Origin of the sequence: Flavobacterium sp. GSA192 (assembly GCF_006386525.1) — a bacterium.
In the GTDB taxonomy this organism is placed as follows: domain Bacteria; phylum Bacteroidota; class Bacteroidia; order Flavobacteriales; family Flavobacteriaceae; genus Flavobacterium; species Flavobacterium commune.
The window spans coordinates 873,885-893,510 of record NZ_VAHC01000001.1; the positions used below are offsets into that span (position 1 = coordinate 873,885).

A 19,626-nucleotide genomic window follows, 5' to 3' on the forward strand; every position below is an offset into this window, starting at 1 on the left:
ATTTTTACTTATTCTAAATAAAATTAACGAAAGCGATTTTTATCTTTGTTTTAGTTTGTTGTTTTTCAGGTGAATAGTTGATTAGGGTGATGAAAAGGGAAAAATAACAATATCAAAAGTCAATCTCATTGTCCATTTTAAAAAAAATTACCGAGACGTTTTACAGCAATAACAAGACATCAAAATTCTAAAATCTATAAACGGATTGCTTTTAATTAGTCTTTAGACTTCATTATTCCTTTATTTCGTAATTAAGTTCCTGATAGCCAATTTCGCCTTTGTCTGAAATAGCTTCTACAACTACCATTATTTCGCCTTTATTATCGGCATTGTAATAAGAAGTTGATGCTTTGCCTGAATCATCTGTTTTTAGGATGGGGTGCCAGTGAATTAATGTTCTGATGTCCGAATGTTGCCAACTGTCGGGCTGAATGTTTTCATATTTTGGAGCATAAAATTCCTGAGGCGAAGCAAAGACAGGAATAGCGGTTTTTGTTAATCCTGTTGGTTTGTATGCACCTGCAAGACCTATTCCAGCATGGGTATAGATTGCTATGACATTTCCCCAAATAGGAGCTGCTAATTCGCAATTATTAAGTTCAGTATGTACTTCGCAAAATAATGTTGAAAAACCGCTGGCATATTCAATAATTTCAAAACTTTTTACTTCACTTGGTGAGATAGCAGGAATATGTGCATAGTCATAATATGTAACAGGAACGCCATCAATAAGAACAAGAGTAGGTTCGTTGTTGACAATGGCATATAAATTTTGATCGGGCATTCTTTCTATCCTGACTTTATCAGGATAATTAAATAATAATATACTGTACAATCCATAAGACCATTTTTTTTCTTTGGAAAGAATCTCTTTACCACTAATTATGGTAGTTGGTTTGCCGTATTTCTCCGTTACTTTTTGCTTGTTAGGAGCCATTTTACCACTAATGGTAACTTGATTTAGAAGAATTCCGCCAAATTGCAGTTTGAATTTTTCTTCTATCTCTTTTTGCTGAATACTTTTCTTGATGAATTTCTCTACAATACTGTCTATTGGTTCAATAGATTTATGATGCTCAAAAAGAATAGCAGGTGATTTCTTTTGGTCCAGAACAACTGAATTGCTTACTTTTCTATCTGTTTTTTTAGCAGTTTGAATCAGTATTTCTATTTCCTTTCCATATTCGTCATTCAAACTAAAATTAAATTTACCTAAGCTGTCGGTTACCTGAGTATAAAAGGATTTGTCTTTTCCATTGGTCATCATCGTTAATTGGATGTCTTTTACTCCTTTTTTTTCTGAAAAAAGCTTATTTACTTTACCGGATACCGTTAGTGATTTTTCGGGATTGACAGTAAGGGATGGATACGATTTAGAATAATTGTATTTACTCCATCCTTGCGTGAGCAGCAGTGCTTCTAAATCGGCATAGTTGCTGTTATTGTTAAAATAATAGCCCGGATTCTCGATGTTTCCTTTTAATTCGGAGTTGATTAAAAAGTAGGAAAGTATGTTTTGACGTAAACTTTGCATATTCCCTAAATCTTCTTTGTTGATAACCAGTAGGGAGGTATTGGTTTTTATCGGTTCTTCGCTGTAATTTGTGGTTTGAATACTGAGATTAGTCAATTCCCGCTTGCTGTATTTGTTCTTATCGGCGGAAAGTTGAATCTTTATTCTGCTTTGTGGTTTTTCATTAAAATAAAGTCTTCTGGCAATGGGATTTTTAGAATTATCCAAAATGCTAAAGCAAATAATGCCTTCCGGAATTTCAGATGTAGAGATTAAGGATTGGTAAAACCCCTGATTCAGACTGACTTTTTTTTCATATAAATCCATCCCTCTAAATGAAATTCGAACAAAGATACTGTCGTTTTTCAAGTAGTTAGATAAGACCTTAAGGAGAACTTTATCTCCTTGTTTATTTACAGCCAAAGTATTTCCGATTGCAGCAACATTCGGTAATGGATATAATAATGATTTTTTTAAAGAAGGAACTTTTAATCTGGCATAATATTTTTGGGAACTGTCTGCATTAGTAATAAAAAAACTGCCCATTCCCAATGTATTACTTTTAAACGAAGAGATATTATTTCCTTTTTCATCAATAATATCACCTGCTACAATTTTTCCTTTTCCGTTCGCATCTAAAGCTTTAAAACCCACTTTGCTACTGAGTCCGTGGACTAATTCACCACTTTCGGGAAAGAATTGCAAGTCCAGATAATCCTTGTTTAAAACAAATGTTTTGCTGTATTTTTTTTCGTTTTCGGTTTGTATTTTTAAGGTAGCAAACTGGCTTTCTTTTTCAAGAGAATAATCCAGAACATATTTGTCGTTTTTTCCTTTTTTAATCAGTAAGCTGTCTTTTTTATCATCAACAGTGACAAATACGGTGATTTTATTTTTTTGTAATGAATCAATGACCTGCGGATTGAAAAAAACTTCCAAATGATCGCCGGTAGCCTCATCCTTGATGAGTTTAATGTTCTCGATTGCTGCATTATTTTGAGTTTCGGTTGTAAATACCTGAATGTATTCTTCAAAAACAAAAGCATTATCAAAATTCTGATTCCATTGTGTATAGGCTCTGATGAGGTAATTGCCTTTTGGGATTTTTTTATCTAATTCAAAATTTCCATGACCGATACCATTTTCTATTTTGATTAATTTTTTTTGGCGTATGACTTCATCGGCATCAATGAGTTCGACATATAATACACCACTTAAAGGTGAAAGAATGTGTTCGGAAGCATTTGAAACAATACATTTAAACCACACCGTATCGCTATTAGTATAAACTTTTCGGTCTAATTGCAGGTATATTTTTTCGGCAAAGGAAGTATTGGAAACAATTAAGTCGCTTTCTTGCGCCTCAATATGGAGTGGAAATAACAGTAAAAACCAAATAAGTATAGTGATGATTTTGCTATAATCTTTATTTGGTGATTTTTCCATATCGACAGACTTATTTGTGTGATTAAATAATTGTTTATCAGTTTGATGCACTGTATCTAAAAATTCTGGTTTAGCATGTTATAACAAAACAGCATTTTTTTGAGCAGTATCAAATATAGAAAATAATTCAATTAAAAATACGATTTTTCGTATTTTTAATTGCTATTCGAAGTGTAGAGCTGGATATTGGCTTAATAAGGATTTTTAGAGTAAATTTTTTCGAAAATAAGAACAACTAGAATTCCTGTAGCGTAAGCAAACAAATCCAAGTAAGAAAAGGAATTACCAAGAATAGCCTTTGCAATTCCTGAATGTTCCAAGCCGAGCTTTCCAATTAAATCTATATATTGTGTGAATTCAACGAAAAAAGAAAAACAAAATACAATTATTGCAGTAGTCCAAACCGAGAAATTGAGAAAGGATTTTAAAAAACAATAAATCAAGATTACTATTAAAACATCCCCAAAATAAGGTCTTATCAATTGGTCATGTACAAACAAAGCGATTAAGGTTTCTACCAGAAATAGTAAAACCGTAAATGTAAAATAAGTTTTGTTGAATTGTAGCAATTTGTTTGGTTTTACGATACTCTATGGAATTTGAATTTTAGAATCCACAAAAAATCATAAACCTAAAAATTTCTTTTGTTGGTCTTTTGTGAGTTTTTTTGTTTTTCCTGAATCAGCCTGTAAGATAGATTTATCAATTTTAGCGATCAATTCACTTTCGCTTAGCGAAGTTTCCTCATCATATCTTGTAATTTCAAAACGAACTTTCATTTTTTCCAATAAGGATTTTAGCAAAGATTTTAGCTTTTAGTATTTCGGATAAATTGTTATGCTATCCATTTTTTTAGATTAAAATCAACTATATAAAAGTAAAAAAAAGTATCAAATGCTATGCTGTTATTACTTGATTATTGTTCTGTTGGGTTTGAAATGTCCATGTAGAAAATTTCCCAGGTGTGTCCGTCAAAATCTTCAATGGTTCGCTGTTGCATAAAACCGTAATCCCTCATTTCGTTAGGTTCTGTTCCCCCTGCTTTTAATCCGTTTGTCATGATGTTGTTTACTTCATCAACACTGTCAACCGATAAGGAGAAAAGTCCTGCTACGGCTGATTTTGTATCGGCAATGGGTTTGGTTGCAAAGCTGGCAAACTTTTCGTGCGATAAAAGCATTACAAAAATGTTTTCACTCCAAACCATACACTTTCCGGCATCGTCCGAAAATTGAGGATTATTTGTAAAACCCAATGCAGTATAAAAATCCATAGACTTTTGAACGTCTTTTACTGCTAAATTGATAAAAACTTGTTTTGCCATTTTTTAAGTGTTTAGTTGTTAGGTTGAAAAAATGTGTTTGTTGTTGAGTGTTGATGTTTTGGTAATCAGCTGGTTTGTAGCTGAATTAGGCTAGTTATTCGGATTTGCCAAAACTAACATTGTATTAAATCGATTGCCCAAATCCGTTGTAGTTGTTGACGGAAGTAGTTTTATTCACTTGGTTTTTCGTTAAACAAGTTTTCAATTTGTATTCTTTCTGCAAAATTTTCAAGTTTTAATTCTGATTTTGTTGAATTGAATAAATTTTTAATTTTTTTAGCGTTTTCAGGATGAATAATTTTACAATTAGAATATTCATAATCACTAAAATATTCTCCAAATCTATTCAATAAATTTTCTCTTGATAAGAGTACGTTTTCTTGAACTTTTCTAAAAAACTTTGTGTGAATTTTAGTAAGTAAAAAATAGTCTGCATTGGGAATTAAGTTTGGAATATGTTCTGTCCAACTTGAAAGTGTAATTACTTTATTTTCTGCTTTTGTTTTGAAAAAGAAAATTTTAGGCACAAAATAATTTTCTCCAAGTTTTTCTTGTATTTCATTTCTGTTAAAATTGTATTTCCAAATTTCGTTAGATTTTTCAATTTCTAAATAACTGTTTTGTTCGCCAAAATGTTTTGAACTCGAATTTAAATTTGTTGAGTTCCAATTTTTAAATAATTCTTCGCTGTTAGGTTTGTATGGAATTTCTTTGTCAGATTGCGGATTAGAAATGTAAATATCCAAATCATTAATCATTTTTTCTATAAACTCAAATGCTTCAGTTCCAAAAAAACTAGGGCGCAAAAAATTTAAAATGAATGTTAAATTTAGATTTTCAAAATCTTCGTGATTTTCAACGAATTCAATTTCTTCTACGTCTATTTCAGTTTCGTTTTTCTCAATTATAAAATAAACTTCGGTATCATTATTTTGAAAAAACCATTGACCTTTTTCTTCTGTAACTAAATTTTCAGATAAATAAACTTCAACTTCTTTTTCGGTTAATTTGCTTTCTTTTCTTTTAAAAAAGTATAAATCGTAACTCATTTCTTTCTGTTTTTTGGGACTATTACTGCCTAACTCATTTATATATGAAACAAACTTTCGTGAATACGTCCAAATATGAAGTGATTAGCGAAGTTTGGTTTCGTTTATGTTTATCCAAATATATTATTTTTTTCCTACAAATCATTTTGAATTTCAATAGCAATTTCAAAAATCAATATCAATTTTTAAAAATAATAGTTGATGTACTTGCATGAACAAAAAAATCCGACTGGTTTTCACCAATCGGATTCTTATATTATGAGGTTGAGATTGCTTTGCTTCACGCCTTGCAACTCCTCCGCAATGACTACTTAGATGTGAATTACTTCACCGTATGCTGCGGCAACCGCTTCCATAACTGCCTCACTCATTGTTGGGTGTGGGTGGATTGCTTTAAGGATTTCGTGACCTGTAGTTTCCAGTTTACGGGCTACAACTGCCTCAGCAATCATATCCGTAACTCCGGCACCAATCATGTGACATCCTAACCATTCTCCGTATTTGGCATCAAAGATTACTTTTACAAATCCGTCAGCATTTCCAGATGCTTTTGCTTTTCCAGATGCTACGAATGGGAATTTTCCAATTTTCAAATCGTATCCTTTTTCTCTGGCTGCTTTTTCAGTTAGACCTACAGAAGCAATTTCTGGTGTAGCATAAGTACAACCCGGTACGTTTCCGTAATCGATAGCTTCTACGTGCATACCTGCAATTTTCTCTACGCAGTTGATTCCTTCAGCTGAAGCTACGTGAGCTAAAGCCTGTCCCGGAGTTACGTCACCAATAGCGTAGTAACCTGGGATGTTAGTTGCGTTGTAAGCGTTTACTAAGATTTTATCTCTGTCAGTAGCAATACCTACTTCTTCTAATCCGATGTTTTCGATGTTCGTTTTGATACCAACAGCAGAAAGTAAAATATCAGCTTCTAAAATTTCTTCTCCTTTAGCTGTTTTCACAAATGCTTTTACTCCTTTTCCTGAAGTGTCAATTCTTTCAACAGAAGAGTTAGTCATAACTGTAATTCCAGATTTTTTCAAAGACTTTTCAAATTCTTTTGAGATGTCTTCGTCTTCTACAGGAACTACGTTTGGCATGAATTCAACGATGGTAACTTCAGTTCCCATAGAGTTGTAGAAGTGAGCAAATTCCACTCCGATAGCTCCTGAACCTACGATAATCATCTTTTTAGGTTGTTCAGGCAAAGTCATTGCCTGACGGTAACCAATTACTTTTACACCGTCCTGAGGTAAGTTTGGCAACTCACGAGAACGGGCACCAGTAGCAATAATAATATGATCAGCACTGTATTCAGTAACTTTTCCGTCTTTATCAGTAACGTCTAGTTTTTTACCTGGTTTTAATTTTCCAAAACCATTAATAACGTCGATTTTGTTTTTCTTCATTAGGAAAGTAATTCCTTTGCTCATTCCATCAGCAACATTACGGCTACGTTGAATTACTGCAGGGAAATCTTTGTCAAATTCAGAAACCGTCAATCCGTAATCGGAAGCGTGTTTTAGATAATCAAAAACCTGAGCCGATTTTAGTAATGCTTTTGTTGGGATACATCCCCAGTTCAAGCAAACTCCACCTAAGTTTTCTTTTTCAACTACGGCTACTTTAAAGCCTAATTGTGATGCTCTAATGGCAGTTACATATCCGCCGGGACCACTTCCTAAAACAATAACGTCGTATTTCATTTCTATGTATTTATTTGTTTATTATTTGTGAAATGCGATGAGCAAGCTCATGTCATTTCTATGTATTTTATTTTTTAGTTGTAAAAAATGAAGTTTGCCAATGTGGTCTTCATCTTCTGTAGATTACTAAATTAATTGAGACTGCGAATTTAAGGATTTATTCTGTTTTTGAAACTCACAAAAGCACAAACTTTTAACAGAATGCTGTTTATAAAGGTTGATTTTTCAAAATCTAACAAAATCTCTTTGGTTTCTTATATATTTTTAGGAATCCATCAATGCTGTTTTTTAACCGCAAAGATTAAAAAGTATTGCGCCAGCAACGCAAAGCTTTGTGTTCTTTGCGTTTTTAAAGACAAAAAATGATTTTTACTGCGCCCTTTGAGGTTAAATATTTAGTTAGAATTAGACGTTTTTAACCCACCATTTTCTGTTTTCTGAGTAATAACCAAATCACTATTGGTGCACCAAAAATAGAAGTCACAGCATTGATAGGCAAAGTAATTTCGCCACCCGGAACTTGCGAAATGGTATCGCAAACAAGCATGATAATGGCTCCAAATAGCAGGGTACTCCAAAACAAAATAGTATGATTACTGGTTTGGAAAACCAATTTGGCAATATGAGGAACTGCCAGTCCGATAAAGGCTATAGGGCCTGCAAAAGCAGTAATGCTCCCCGCTAAAATACTGGTGGCAAACAAAATAATTAGCCTCGCTTTGTTGTAATTTAAACCAAGGCTTCGGGCATAATTTTCTCCAAGTAGCAGTGCATTCAAAGGTTTGATACAGGCTACACTCAACAGTAATCCCGTTAACACACAAACAGCTAAAATAATAATGGAAGTCCAGGAAAGATTTCCCAGATTTCCTAAAGACCAAAATGTGAATTTTTGCAATTGCTCGGCAGTGCTAAAGAAACTCAATGTTCCTACGATTGCAGAACTTAAACTACCGAACATCAATCCCACAATCAGGATGGTCATGGTGTCTCTTAATCGGATAGAAACCAATAAAACGGCTACTAATACACAAGAACTCCCTATGGTTGAGGCTAAGACAATTCCGTAAGACGAAAGTACTATTTCCTGTAAAAACGGAGGAAGTAAACCGGCTCCTAAAATTACAAAAGCCACTCCTAAACTCGCTCCCGAACTCAGTCCTAAAACATAAGGTCCCGCCAATGGATTTCTGAATAAAGTTTGCATCAATAAACCACTGATTGAAAGCCCGATTCCAACTAAAACTACCGTGATGGCTTTAGGTAATCGGTAATCCATAATAATGTATTCCCAAGTCGATTTGCTGGCCTGACTTCCGCTTAAGCTATGATAAACTTCTTTGAAAGGGATGGTTATTGATCCTAAACTGATATTTATAAAAAATAAAAAAAACAGTCCTATAACAAGGTAGGAAAATAGAATTGTATTTCGTTTTTGGTTTTTCAATTTATTTTCTAGTTTAGTTTCGTTGCAAAGGTAAAATTATAGTTGGCTAATAATTCAGGATGAAAAATCTTGATATAATCTTTCAAAACTAAATCCGGTCGGCTAGGGGCTAATTCATAATAAATTGTCCCTCCCGTTGCACCTAGTTTGCTTTCAAAAGTATAGACATTATTAGCTTTAAAAGCATCAAATTGTTCATAATGCGGATTACTGTTTCCTAGTTCAGTAGCATTTTTAAAAGAACCTGTAGCAATCCAAACCTCTGCGTTTTTAGCTTTTTCTAATATTTTTTCGAAAGGCAATCCCAAACTTCCGCTTCCATCAACATCAGCCCATAAATAATTGGATTTGGCATCTTTCATAAACTCGGCAACCCAGCTGTGTCCTTTGGCTACAAACCATTGATTTTGGTACATGGAACCATATAAAACAGTTTTTTCTGCTTTTTGATTGGTTACTAATTTTAAAGCGTCATTGTAGTTTTTTACAATATTATCAAAAAGGATTTTACCTTCTTTTTCTTTACCGAATAGGGCTGCATACAATTTAATCCATTCGGCTTTCCCTAGTGGGGATTGTTCCATCCAATCGGCCTGAATAATTACATTTAAGCCACTTTTTTCCAGATTAGCAATCATTGGATTGTTGTTGTCAACGCCAAAAGTAACAATGGCTTCGGGAGCTAAATCAATTAGCTTTTCAATATTTAAGCGTTCGTTTTGTCCCACATTTTTCACGACTCCTGCGTCAATCAGTTTTCGGGTTTTTGCAGAAGAAACATAGTCAGTGTGCGGGAACCCGGTCAAGGATTTCTCAACGTTCAGCATTTCTAAAAAAGGAACATTAGTAGTCGAAGTCACCACTATAGATTGTAAAGGAACTGATAGTTGAGTATATTTTTGTAAACTGTCAGGAACAGTAGCATTTTTTTCTTTCAGTATATAAGTAAAATTTTTATTAGCATCAGGCCAGGGATTGAGTACCTTAACAATAGAAAAACCATTGTATTTATAAATGGCTAGATTGCTCGAATATTCAATTTCATTTTTTACAGCTGTAATGGTTTTAGAGCTAGTGTTTTCTGATTTTTTACAGCTTGCAAAAAAACTAATAAACAAAATGAAAAAGATTTTATACAAAGAGGTTTTCATAGTAATTTTTAAAATTTAAGGCAAAGGTATAAGAAAATCCATAAAATATCTTCTTTGTTTTTTAGGATAAAAAAAACAACAAGTACTATCTTTACCTCATGAATGCTATAAAAGTAAAACAATGTTCCAATTGCGGGACAAACTTTGATTGCGGAGATGTTTCTGAGGAAAAGAAATGTTGGTGCAATGATTTTCCGCCTATTTTTAATCTTTCGGAAGGAGCAGATTGTCTTTGTCCTGATTGTTTTAAGAATAGTTGCGCGATAAAGATTGAAGAATATGTAGCCACTATTTCTCCGGAAAATGCTTTAGAAAATAAAGCTAAAGATTTGCCTAAAACTACTTATTTGATTGAAGGAATCGATTATTATTTGGAGAACGGGAATTATGTTTTCAAAGCTTGGTTTCATTTAAAAAGAGGTTCTTGCTGTGGTAATGGTTGCCGTCATTGTCCGTACTGAAAAATAGTTAGAAGTTAGAAGTGAAGAAGAGGGGGATCTAACATAAGTGAAAATGCAATTAGAAATTAATATCTATAATCAATAATTGATTTAATTAACCATTAATAATTAAAAATGATTTATTTCATAACAGGAGGAGAACGCTCAGGAAAGAGCAGTTATGCCGAAAATATAGCCAAAGAATTATCGGCGAGACCTATGTATGTTGCTACAGCCCGAAAATGGGATGATGATTTTCAAAAACGAATTGACCGTCATCAAAAAGATAGAGACGAACGTTGGATTAACATCGAAAAAGAAAAATTTTTAAGCGAAATTGATTTTTCAGGTCAGGTGGCTGTAATTGATTGCGTAACTTTATGGTTGACCAATTTTTTTATTGATACTAAAAACGATGTTGAGTTGAGTTTGATTCAGGCTAAGGCAGAATTTGAAGCGGTAGCCAATCAGCCTAATGCGACCATCATTATTATTTCTAACGAAATAGGAATGGGGGTTCATGCTGATACACATATAGGTAGAAAGTTTACAGAACTACAAGGTTGGATGAACCAGTATTTAGCTAAAAAAGCGGATAAGGCAATCCTAATGGTTTCCGGAATTCCTGTAGTAATAAAAGGAGGATTATGAATTTTGTAACCTCTTGGTCCGGTGGAAAAGACAGCTGTTATGCGATGATGCAGGCAGTCAAACAAGGATTTAAACCCAAGGTTTTGCTAAACATGATGAATGAAAATGGCAAAATTTCCCGTTCGCATGGTTTGCCATTAGCTATTTTGAAACAACAGGCCCAAAAAATGCAATTACCTATAGAGACCGTTCCGGCTACTTGGGGTGATTATGAGGAAAAGTTCATAGCAATTTTAAAATCGCTTAAAGCAAATTTTGATTTGGAAGCAGCTGTTTTTGGAGATATCGATTTGCAGCCTCACAGAGATTGGGAAGAGAAAGTTTGTCAGGCGGCTTCTTTAAAGGCAATTTTACCGTTGTGGCAGCAAGACCGTATTGCATTGGTAAATGAAATGATTGAAAACGGAATTGTAACCATGATTGTTTCCTGTAATACGATGATGGGTGAAAGTTATTTAGGGAAGATTTTGACTAAGGAATTGGCCTTGGAGTTATTGGAAAAAGGAATAGATCCTTGTGGGGAGAATGGCGAATTTCATACTATGGTAATTAATTGTCCCTTGTTTTCAGAAGCTGTTGAATTGCCTGCTTTTACGACTAAAACCTATAAGGACTATTGTTTTGTGGTTTGGGAATAGCTGAGTAGTGTTCAGTGGACAGTATTTAGTATTCGGTTTAGTATCAATGTAATGGCTTATATTGTAGCAACGTCCCGAAAGTATTCGGGATTAATCCGTTGAAATAAAAAAACAAAGTAATAATTGACGATGACCAATTTAGACGAAATAATAAAATCACGCCGGGATACCCGTCATTTTACCAATGATGCCGTTCCTGATGCTGTAATCGAAAAAGCATTAGAGGCGGGGCATTGGGCGCCTTCTGTTGGTTTGACTGAGGCAACCAAATATTATCTAATCAAATCGGCTGAAATTAAAAAAGCAGTTAAGGAATTGTTTTTGGAATACGATAAAAAAGCTGCAGCCTGTACGGATGATGAATTACAAAAAGTACAATATCAAAAATTAAAGCTCGAGGCAATTGAAGATGCACCACTAGGATTAGTCATTTGTTACGACCGTTCGGTGTTGAATCATTTTACTATCGGGACAGTGGGAAGTAATGAAGCCATAAAATTCAGCGCAGTTTGTGCAGCTCAAAATATTTGGCTTTCGCTTACCGAACAAGGGTATTCAATGGGATGGGTTTCGATTTTGAATTATTACCAATTCAAGAAAATATTGGGTTTGCCGGAACATATTGAACCGCTGGGGTATTTTTGCGTAGGCAAACCAGCGACAAATTACGAGAACCAACCAATGTTGCAACAGTTGCATTGGAAACAAAAAACCGAAGCACCTTTTGTTTCGGAAATTAGACAACTTCATTCAATAGCAACAAAGGAACTTGAAGAAGATGTTGTTCGTACCAATAAAGCTGATTTTTCATTGAAAGCCTTAGAAGATAAAATCGACAAAAAAACAAAACCGATTGGTTCATTAGGTGTTTTGGAAAAAATCGCGAAACAGATAGGAACTGTTTTTCAAACCTTGGAACCTAAAATTAGCAATCCAAATATAGTGGTTTTTGCTGCCGATCACGGTATTGCACAGCATGGGGTGAGTGCTTATCCGCAGGATGTAACACGCCAGATGCTGACTAATTTTCTGGATGGCGGAGCGGCAATAAATGTATTTTGCAAACAAAATAAAATAGCTCTTTCGGTAGTTGATGCGGGTGTGAATTATGATTTTCCGTCTAATACAACACTGATTTCGGCTAAGATTGACAAAGGAACGCATTCGTTTTTAGGTGGTCCGGCTATGGGCAAAGCGCAAATGGAATTGTGTTTAAGCAAAGGAAGCGAAATTGTAGAAAACATTGCTAAACAAGGAAGTAATTGTATTGGTTTTGGCGAAATGGGCATTGGCAATACAGCTACCGCTTCGGTTTTAATGAGTGTGATTTGTAATTTTTCTATCGAAGATTGTGTAGGCAGAGGTACAGGAGTTGATGACGAAAAGCTGCAATTTAAGATTGATATTTTAAGAAAAGCCATTGAAAATTATCACGGACCAAAGGATTTGGATAGTTATTTGACTTATTTTGGAGGCTTTGAAATTTTGCAAATGGCTGGTGGAATGCTGGAGGCTTACAGACAGAATATGATTTTTCTGGTAGATGGTTTTATCTGTAGTGTTGCTTTTTTAATCGCTTTCAAAAAAAATCCTGCTATAATTGACAACGCTATTTTTAGCCATCAATCGGCTGAAAAAGCACATAAAAAATTGTTGGATTATCTTGGAGTGTCGGCTGTTTTACAATTAGATTTGCGCTTGGGCGAAGGAACGGGTTGCGCACTTGTGTTTCCAATAATAGAATCGGCTGTGGCTTTTTTAAATGAGATGGCCAGTTTTGAAAGTGCCGGAGTGAGTGAGAATAGAAGTTAGAAGTTAGAGGTTAGAGGTTAGAGGTTAGAGGTTAGAGGTGGGAAGTTATAAGTCAGATTTTAGAATTAATTAAAGTATTTATTAGAAAATAATGAAAAAAGAACTCCATATATTTTTTACGGCATTGATGTTTTACACCCGGATTCCCTGTCCTGCAACTATAGATCACCATCCAGATTACTTAAATAAAGCTTCGAGATATTTCCCTGTAATTGGCTGGTTAGTAGGTAGTATTAGTTTTATGGTTTTTTATCTTTCAACTTTTGTTTTTTCGAACGAAATTGCAATTGTACTTTCGATGATTGCCAGTATTCTTGTTACCGGAGCTTTTCATGAAGATGGTTTTGCCGATGTTTGTGATGGTTTTGGAGGCGGATGGACCAAAGAAAAGATTCTTTTGATTATGAAAGATAGTGCCATTGGGGCTTATGGTGCGATTGGTTTAGTTTTGCTGTTTTTGTTGAAATTTCAAGGTTTGGTTCAATTGGTTGAAGAGACAAATTCAATAGCAATCGGTTTTTTACTTTTTGTTTCTGCTCATTCTGTAAGCCGTCTAGCTGCAATATCAATTGTTTTTACACATCAATATTCAAGAGAAGATGCAACCAGCAAAAGCAAGCCTATAGCTCAAAGTTATACCTGGAGAGAAGTATTTGGTGCTTTCTTTTTCGGATTGTTACCGCTTTTGATACTTGCCATTTTTTGCTGGCAAATACTGTATGCTGTAATTACTGTTTTCTTATTCCGATTTTTTCTGGCTCGTTATTTTCAAAAATGGATAGGCGGCTATACCGGGGATTGTCTTGGTGCAACACAGCAAGTATGTGAAGTAGTTTTTTATTTGTCAAGTTTTGCATTATGGAAGTTTATTTAGTGCGTCATACCGAAACGGTTTTTGAAAAAGGCATTTGCTACGGACAAACCGATGTGGCTTTGAAAGAACCTTATTTGGAGCAGTTTGAATATATTAAAAGCCAAATTCCTGTTGATGCGATTGTTTATTCGAGTCCGTTATTGCGCTGTGTTCAATTGGCAAATTATTTAGCCCCATCGATAATTACCGATTCCCGATTGATGGAGATGCATTTTGGCGATTGGGAAATGAAAAAATGGGATGCTATTCCCGAAGTTGATTTTACACCCTGGATGACCGATTTTGTAAATGTAGCCGTTCCCAATGGCGAATCGTTCGTGGATTTACATCATCGCGTAAGTGATTTTTTAACTGCTGATTTTATTAAAAATACCTCAAAACCAATAGTGCTTGTTACTCATGCCGGAGTAATTAGAAGTATCTTATGTACCATTTCTAATTTACCTTTAAAAGATGCTTTTACTAATAAAGTCGATTTTGGAGATGTTATAAAACTGGAATTATAACTTCAATAAAAACAGTTTAATTGTCTGGTTTTTAGTTGTTTTGTTTTCTTTTGAATGGTTCTATAAATAAATTTGATTTTTAGCTGAATTAAGTTTTATCTTTGCCGCCGTATTGAGGTTGCTGTTTTTCTATTCGAAAAATAACATTAAAAGGGAATCAGGTTAAATACCTGAGCTGTACCCGCAACTGTAAGCTATAAAGCTTGTTGTTATCTACAAAACCATTGTTCGCCGCGGCGGATGAGAAGGTCAACAACAAGACGCAAGCCAGGAGACCTGCCTACTACATCGAGTATCAAACTTTCGGGAAAAAAGGTTTGGGTATGGGTAATTCTATGCTTTTCTCCCATTTATTAGTCATGTAACGGTTAAAAAAAAGCTGTTATTAAATTTGTTTAAAATGAACAAAAAAGTCGTTCGTATTAGTGTATTTTTTGCATTAATAAGTGCTTGTGCTTTTGCGCAAAAAAAAGGGGTTGTACTTCCTGTTGTTAATGAATTGGATGAGGTAGTTATTTCGGATTCTAAATTTGCATTGCCTAAGGAAAAATCAGGAAAAGTAATTGTAAAAATTACAGCCGATGATTTGAAAAAAAGACCAGGGCAATCCATAGCTCAGGTTTTAAGTACTGTAGCCGGAGTCGAAATTAACGGAAATCAAAGCCGAAACGGAAAAGATTTAGGTGTTTTTATTAGAGGTGGACGAGGACATCAGGTTTTAATTTTAATTGATGGTGTTCCTGTTACTGATGCCTCAGGAATTAGTTTGTCTTATGATTTGCGTTTACTTGCTGCTGATCAGGTACAAAGCATTGAGGTAATGAAAGGGGCTGCGAGTACACTTTATGGCTCGGGAGCTGCAACTGGAGTAATCAATATTACTTTGAAAAAAGCAGCAAAGAATGCTATTGCAGGAAACGTTTATATGAATGTGGGTACACAAACAGCTGCCAAAGACAAGGATTATTCGGCTCAGGATTTTAATCAGGGATTTTCATTTAATGGGAAATCAGATAAGTTCAATTATTTTGCTTCTTTGAATAGTACAGAGACATCAGGGATTTCGGAAGCAAAACCTGCTTTGGATACAGAAAATTTTGAAGCGGATAGTTTTTCCAGAATCAATTCTGTTGTGAAGTTTGGTTTTACACCAAATAAAAAATTAGCATTGGATTTCTTTGCTAATTATGATAAAATAAAAAATGAATTCGATTCAGGCTCATTTGCAGATAATCCGGATAATTTTGCAACTTCTGAACAATATAGAGTAGGCTTTTCTCCAAAATATAAATATACAAATGGCGAAATTGTGCTTAACTCCAGTGCGAATGTGATGGATAGGGCATTGTTTAATTATGGAAGTTTTTCGTATTACAAATCCAGAAGTATTAATGCTGATTTATTTAATAAATATAGTATTCTACCGGAACTGTTTGTTGTAACAGGTGCTCAATTTCAATTTCATGAAATGTCTAATAAGAGTGATTATGTTGATTTGCCTAAAGAATTGGCTAAATTTAATATGATTGATCCTTATACAACGGTGGTTTATAATTCTGATTTTGGGTTTAATTTTAATGCAGGTCTGCGTTATACTATTCATAGTAAGTTTGGGAATAATTGGGTTTTTAATTTGAATCCATCGTATTCAATACCTAATACGCCAATAAAATTATTAGCCTCTTACAGTACTGCTTTTATTGCACCTAGTTTGTACCAATTGTATTCTTCTTATGGAGACGTAAATTTATCTCCAGAGAAAGATAAAACACTGGAAGCTGGTTTTGAAGCTGAATTATTCAATAAAAAATTAACACTTACTTCAATTGCATTTTTGAGAGATGAAGTAGATGCCATAGGTTTTGACTTAGTTACATATAAATATTTTAGTGTTTCTGGTGTGAATAAGGCAAGAGGAATTGAAACTATGTTTTCGTATCAATTAAATAGTAGAATAAAATGGAATGCTAACTATACTTTTACAGAAATGGAAAGACAGTCCAGAATTTTAAATCCTAAACACAAAGTAAATACAGGATTGGATATTCAGGCAACTGAACGTTTAGCTTTTAGTGCAACTTATCAATTTGTTTCGGATAGATATACTGAATACAGTACTTATGGTCCGGCACCTGATTATGAAACAATTATTAATTCAGAAATATTGAAAGATTACCAATTGGTAAATGCAAATATTCGTTATGTTGTTATTAAAAACAGACTTAATGTTTTTGCATCTGCAGAAAATATTTTGAATAAGGATTTTGTTGAAGCCAGAGGTTTCAGTACTAGAGGAAGAAACTTTAAATTAGGATTAAATATCAATTTATAATAAAATACTTTAAATTAAAACTGCCCCCAATAAGTGATGACTTTTTGGGGGCAGTTTTGTTTTTGTATCAGTTTTTTTTAGTGCATTGCATCGGCTGCATTAATTTTGTTTTTTCCTTTTTTAATTAATAAAATAAAAGGAATACAGCACAAAAACAGTAATCCGAGATATAGAAAAATATCCATATAAGCCAATACCGTACTTTGTTTGATAACCGAAAAATCAAGTACTTCGTATGCTTTTTTCAAAGATTCGTTAATCGAATAGCCTTTAGCCATAAAACCTTGCTGTAACTGGTTCAGACGTTGTTGTACTTCTAATTTACTGCCATCCAAATTAGCAACAAGATTTACACGATGTGTTTGTGTTAATCGGGTGATAAAAGTGGTAATAATAGCAATACCAAAAGATCCTCCCAGTTGTCGCATCATTCCGGTAAAAGCCGCTCCTTCGCCAATGTTTTTTCCTTTTAGAGTAGAGAGTGATAAAGTGGTAATAGGTACAAAAAGTAGTCCTAATCCAATTCCTCTCAATATTAAAGGCCAGTACATGTGTTCTACTCCTGTATCCGGAGTCATGTTATAATACATCATCAAGGTAAAAATAAAGAAAGCAAAGAAACCGGCAGCCACCATATAACCTTGCGGAACACCTTTCTGAATCATTTTACCCACAAACGGCATCATAATGGCTGTAGTTATCGATCCCGGAATTAATAATAAACCGGCATCGGTAGCAGTCCATCCCAAAAGAGATTGGGTATAGATAGGAATAATTAACGTAGAACCATAGAGCCCAAATCCAAGAATAAAACTCATAATGGTTCCAATTCTTAAATTACTGTCTTTTAATACACTTAAATTCACAATTGGATATTTGTAAACCAATTGTCGCCAGATAAAAAGGATTAATCCAAATAATGAAATAATACTTAAGCTTAAAATCAGATTATTGTTAAACCAATCATCCTGTTGGCCGTGTTCCAAAACAAATTGTAACGAACCAATAAAAGTTGCCAAAAGAATGATTCCGTACCAATCGACCTGATTCGATTTTAATTTTTCACCATATTTTGGACTTCTCACAAAGCTCAAAGTTAAAAGCGTAGCAATAATTCCCAGAGGAATATTGATATAAAAAATATAGGGCCATGAAAAATTATCTACTAAATAACCTCCTAATGGTGGGCCAAGGGTAGGGCCTACAATTACACCCATTCCGTAAATAGCCTGTGCCATTCCACGTTTGGCAATAGGATAACTTTCGGTAATGATGGTTTGTGCTGTTACCAGCAAAGCACCACCACCTAAGCCCTGAACAAATCGAAAGGCTACTAATTCCCAAATATTCGTTGCATTTCCACATAAAAAAGAAGCAACCGTAAATATTACAATCGAAACAGCAAAATAATTACGTCTTCCAAATTGCTGCGAAAGCCAGCTTGTCATTGGGATGATAATAACGTTTGCAATGGCATAGGCCGTAATCACCCAGGCAACATCCGTTAAAGTGGCTCCAAGGCTTCCTCGCATATTGGTCAAAGCCACATTGACAATAGTGGTATCTACAATTTCCAGCAGTGCACAAAGTACCGCTGTAATTGTTATGATAACTCTTCTAAAGCCATATTCTACTAAATCGTCATCTGCTAGTATCATATTACTTTATATGTACATCTACATCCACATTCATTCCCGGACGTAATAGTTTCACTTTTTCAATGTCGTTGCCAGCATCAATACTAATTTTTACAGGCAAACGTTGGATTGTTTTTACAAAATTTCCGGTTGCATTATCCGGAGGTAAAATTGAAAAACGAGATCCTGTTGCCGGAGAAAATGAAGTAATGGTTCCTGTAAATTCATAATCAGGATAAGCATCTACTTTTAGGGCTACTTTTTGACCAGCTACCATTTTGTTTAACTGCGTTTCTTTGAAATTAGCAATTACCCATGCTTCGTTGTTGTTGATAATGTAAAACAAAGATTGTCCCGGTTGTACCAATTGTCCCGGTTGAATATCAATTTTAGAAACCTGTCCGTCAATAGCTGCTGTAATTACGGTATAGCTTAAGTTTAATTTAGCCGATTCTAATAAGGCTTGTGCTCTTTTGATATTGGCAGCAGCCACATCGGTTTCTTTGTTGGAAACAACTGATTTTGCCTGAATAACCGATTTTTGAAAAGCACTTGCTCTTTCTTGTTGTTGTAAAATACGCACCTGATTTTCGGCTTCCTGTTTAGCGGCCAAAGCTTGCTCGTATTGCTGTTTGGTAATCGTATGGTTTTTATATAAATTGCTGTAGCGGTTGAAATCATTGGTTGCCAAACCTAATTTGATTTTAGCGGATTGAATATTTCCGCCTGCCGATTTTACATTGGCATCCGATACCGAAATATTAGCCAGAATACTACTCACATCTGCTTTTGAAACTTCAAAATTTCCTTCGGCGGCTGCCAATGCAGCTGTAGCTTCGTCAATCTTTAATTGGTAATCTCTCTGATCAATGGTAAACAGCGTATCTCCTTTTTTTACAAAATCATTGTCTTTGATATAGACTTTTTTTACATAACCCGAAACTCTCGGGATTATTGGTGTCATGTATTTTTCTATCTGCGCATCATCTGTTCCTTCGTGCGATAGAGAGTGAATGTATTTGTAGGAACCATATACAACGCCTAATAGAATTAAGGAACCTATTATAACGATAAATTTTTTGTTTGTTTTTTTCTTTTCCATTTTA

17 protein-coding genes and 1 riboswitch are annotated in these 19,626 nt (G+C 34.4%); of the genes, 7 read left to right on the top strand and 10 right to left on the bottom strand.

From position 1 onward, the window contains the following. Positions 1-232: 232 nt before the first annotated feature. From FDM27_RS03635 to FDM27_RS03670, 8 genes are all read right to left on the bottom strand, one after another. On the bottom strand, positions 233-2,959 hold the full coding sequence (locus tag FDM27_RS03635; RefSeq protein ID WP_140485209.1) for a hypothetical protein: 2,727 nt from the start codon (positions 2,957-2,959) through the stop codon (positions 233-235). Positions 2,960-3,150: 191 nt separating this feature from the next. Next, a complete protein-coding gene (locus FDM27_RS03640; RefSeq protein WP_140485210.1) occupies positions 3,151-3,528 on the bottom strand; it encodes a DUF2809 domain-containing protein in 378 nt (125 codons plus the stop codon). A 54-nt stretch (positions 3,529-3,582) separates the two neighbouring features. Next, a complete protein-coding gene (locus FDM27_RS03645) occupies positions 3,583-3,762 on the bottom strand; it encodes a hypothetical protein (RefSeq protein WP_140485211.1) in 180 nt (59 codons plus the stop codon). A gap of 113 nt (positions 3,763-3,875) precedes the next feature. Beyond that, entirely contained in the window at positions 3,876-4,283 is a 408-nt protein-coding gene (locus FDM27_RS03650; protein ID WP_140485212.1) for a VOC family protein, read from the bottom strand. A 170-nt stretch (positions 4,284-4,453) separates the two neighbouring features. Further along, the gene (locus tag FDM27_RS03655; protein ID WP_140485213.1) at positions 4,454-5,332 is read right to left on the bottom strand and encodes a hypothetical protein; all 879 of its coding nucleotides are present in this window, start codon (positions 5,330-5,332) and stop codon (positions 4,454-4,456) included. Between the two features lie 311 nt (positions 5,333-5,643). Then, complete coding sequence (gene lpdA / locus FDM27_RS03660; protein WP_071185384.1) at positions 5,644-7,032, bottom strand: dihydrolipoyl dehydrogenase; 1,389 nt, start codon at positions 7,030-7,032, stop codon at positions 5,644-5,646. 415 nt (positions 7,033-7,447) lie between these two features. Then, positions 7,448-8,479: an iron ABC transporter permease gene (locus FDM27_RS03665; protein ID WP_140485214.1), complete on the bottom strand. Its 1,032-nt coding sequence runs from the start codon at positions 8,477-8,479 to the stop codon at positions 7,448-7,450. Positions 8,480-8,487: 8 nt separating this feature from the next. After that, a complete protein-coding gene (locus FDM27_RS03670) occupies positions 8,488-9,630 on the bottom strand; it encodes an ABC transporter substrate-binding protein (protein ID WP_140485215.1) in 1,143 nt (380 codons plus the stop codon). A 98-nt stretch (positions 9,631-9,728) separates the two neighbouring features. Between FDM27_RS03670 and FDM27_RS03675 the strand changes: the two genes are divergently transcribed. The 7 genes from FDM27_RS03675 (at position 9,729) to FDM27_RS03705 (ending at position 16,883) form a co-directional block, all read left to right on the top strand. Then, positions 9,729-10,091 (top strand): DUF5522 domain-containing protein, encoded by a 363-nt coding sequence (locus tag FDM27_RS03675; RefSeq protein ID WP_140485216.1) that lies wholly within the window; start codon positions 9,729-9,731, stop codon positions 10,089-10,091. Between the two features lie 114 nt (positions 10,092-10,205). Beyond that, positions 10,206-10,721 (top strand): bifunctional adenosylcobinamide kinase/adenosylcobinamide-phosphate guanylyltransferase, encoded by a 516-nt coding sequence (locus FDM27_RS03680; protein WP_140485217.1) that lies wholly within the window; start codon positions 10,206-10,208, stop codon positions 10,719-10,721. After that, positions 10,718-11,359, top strand: coding sequence for a diphthine--ammonia ligase (locus FDM27_RS03685; RefSeq protein WP_140485218.1), 642 nt, complete (start codon positions 10,718-10,720; stop codon positions 11,357-11,359). Before FDM27_RS03680 ends, FDM27_RS03685 begins: the two co-directional genes overlap by 4 nt. 129 nt (positions 11,360-11,488) lie before the next feature. Then, positions 11,489-13,171, top strand: a complete 1,683-nt coding sequence (gene cobT / locus FDM27_RS03690; RefSeq protein ID WP_140485219.1) for a nicotinate-nucleotide--dimethylbenzimidazole phosphoribosyltransferase — start codon at positions 11,489-11,491, stop codon at positions 13,169-13,171. Between the two features lie 91 nt (positions 13,172-13,262). Further along, entirely contained in the window at positions 13,263-14,045 is a 783-nt protein-coding gene (locus tag FDM27_RS03695; protein ID WP_140485220.1) for an adenosylcobinamide-GDP ribazoletransferase, read from the top strand. Then, positions 14,030-14,551: an alpha-ribazole phosphatase gene (gene cobC / locus FDM27_RS03700; protein ID WP_140485221.1), complete on the top strand. Its 522-nt coding sequence runs from the start codon at positions 14,030-14,032 to the stop codon at positions 14,549-14,551. The genes FDM27_RS03695 and cobC overlap by 16 nt, the downstream gene beginning before the upstream one ends. 98 nt (positions 14,552-14,649) lie before the next feature. Continuing rightward, positions 14,650-14,850, top strand: a riboswitch (cobalamin riboswitch). A 101-nt stretch (positions 14,851-14,951) separates the two neighbouring features. After that, entirely contained in the window at positions 14,952-16,883 is a 1,932-nt protein-coding gene (locus FDM27_RS03705) for a TonB-dependent receptor plug domain-containing protein (protein WP_255510457.1), read from the top strand. A 77-nt stretch (positions 16,884-16,960) separates the two neighbouring features. Here the strand turns inward: FDM27_RS03705 and FDM27_RS03710 are convergent, their stop codons facing one another. After that, entirely contained in the window at positions 16,961-18,541 is a 1,581-nt protein-coding gene (locus FDM27_RS03710) for an MDR family MFS transporter (protein ID WP_140485222.1), read from the bottom strand. A gap of 1 nt (position 18,542) precedes the next feature. Then, positions 18,543-19,622, bottom strand: a complete 1,080-nt coding sequence (locus FDM27_RS03715; protein WP_140485223.1) for an HlyD family secretion protein — start codon at positions 19,620-19,622, stop codon at positions 18,543-18,545. Between the last annotated feature and the right edge of the window lie 4 nt (positions 19,623-19,626).

Bases quoted from the DNA above. Each gene is read 5' to 3' on its own strand.
- FDM27_RS03635 (WP_140485209.1), bottom strand. From the start codon at position 2,959: ATGGAAAAATCACCAAATAAAGATTATAGCAAAATCATCACTATACTT.
- FDM27_RS03650 (WP_140485212.1), bottom strand. From the start codon at position 4,283: ATGGCAAAACAAGTTTTTATCAATTTAGCAGTAAAAGACGTTCAAAAG.
- FDM27_RS03655 (WP_140485213.1), bottom strand. From the start codon at position 5,332: ATGAGTTACGATTTATACTTTTTTAAAAGAAAAGAAAGCAAATTAACC.
- lpdA (WP_071185384.1), bottom strand. From the start codon at position 7,032: ATGAAATACGACGTTATTGTTTTAGGAAGTGGTCCCGGCGGATATGTA.
- FDM27_RS03670 (WP_140485215.1), bottom strand. From the start codon at position 9,630: ATGAAAACCTCTTTGTATAAAATCTTTTTCATTTTGTTTATTAGTTTT.
- FDM27_RS03675 (WP_140485216.1), top strand. From the start codon at position 9,729: ATGAATGCTATAAAAGTAAAACAATGTTCCAATTGCGGGACAAACTTT.
- FDM27_RS03680 (WP_140485217.1), top strand. From the start codon at position 10,206: ATGATTTATTTCATAACAGGAGGAGAACGCTCAGGAAAGAGCAGTTAT.
- FDM27_RS03685 (WP_140485218.1), top strand. From the start codon at position 10,718: ATGAATTTTGTAACCTCTTGGTCCGGTGGAAAAGACAGCTGTTATGCG.
- cobT (WP_140485219.1), top strand. From the start codon at position 11,489: ATGACCAATTTAGACGAAATAATAAAATCACGCCGGGATACCCGTCAT.
- FDM27_RS03695 (WP_140485220.1), top strand. From the start codon at position 13,263: ATGAAAAAAGAACTCCATATATTTTTTACGGCATTGATGTTTTACACC.
- cobC (WP_140485221.1), top strand. From the start codon at position 14,030: ATGGAAGTTTATTTAGTGCGTCATACCGAAACGGTTTTTGAAAAAGGC.
- FDM27_RS03705 (WP_255510457.1), top strand. From the start codon at position 14,952: ATGAACAAAAAAGTCGTTCGTATTAGTGTATTTTTTGCATTAATAAGT.
- FDM27_RS03710 (WP_140485222.1), bottom strand. From the start codon at position 18,541: ATGATACTAGCAGATGACGATTTAGTAGAATATGGCTTTAGAAGAGTT.
- FDM27_RS03715 (WP_140485223.1), bottom strand. From the start codon at position 19,622: ATGGAAAAGAAAAAAACAAACAAAAAATTTATCGTTATAATAGGTTCC.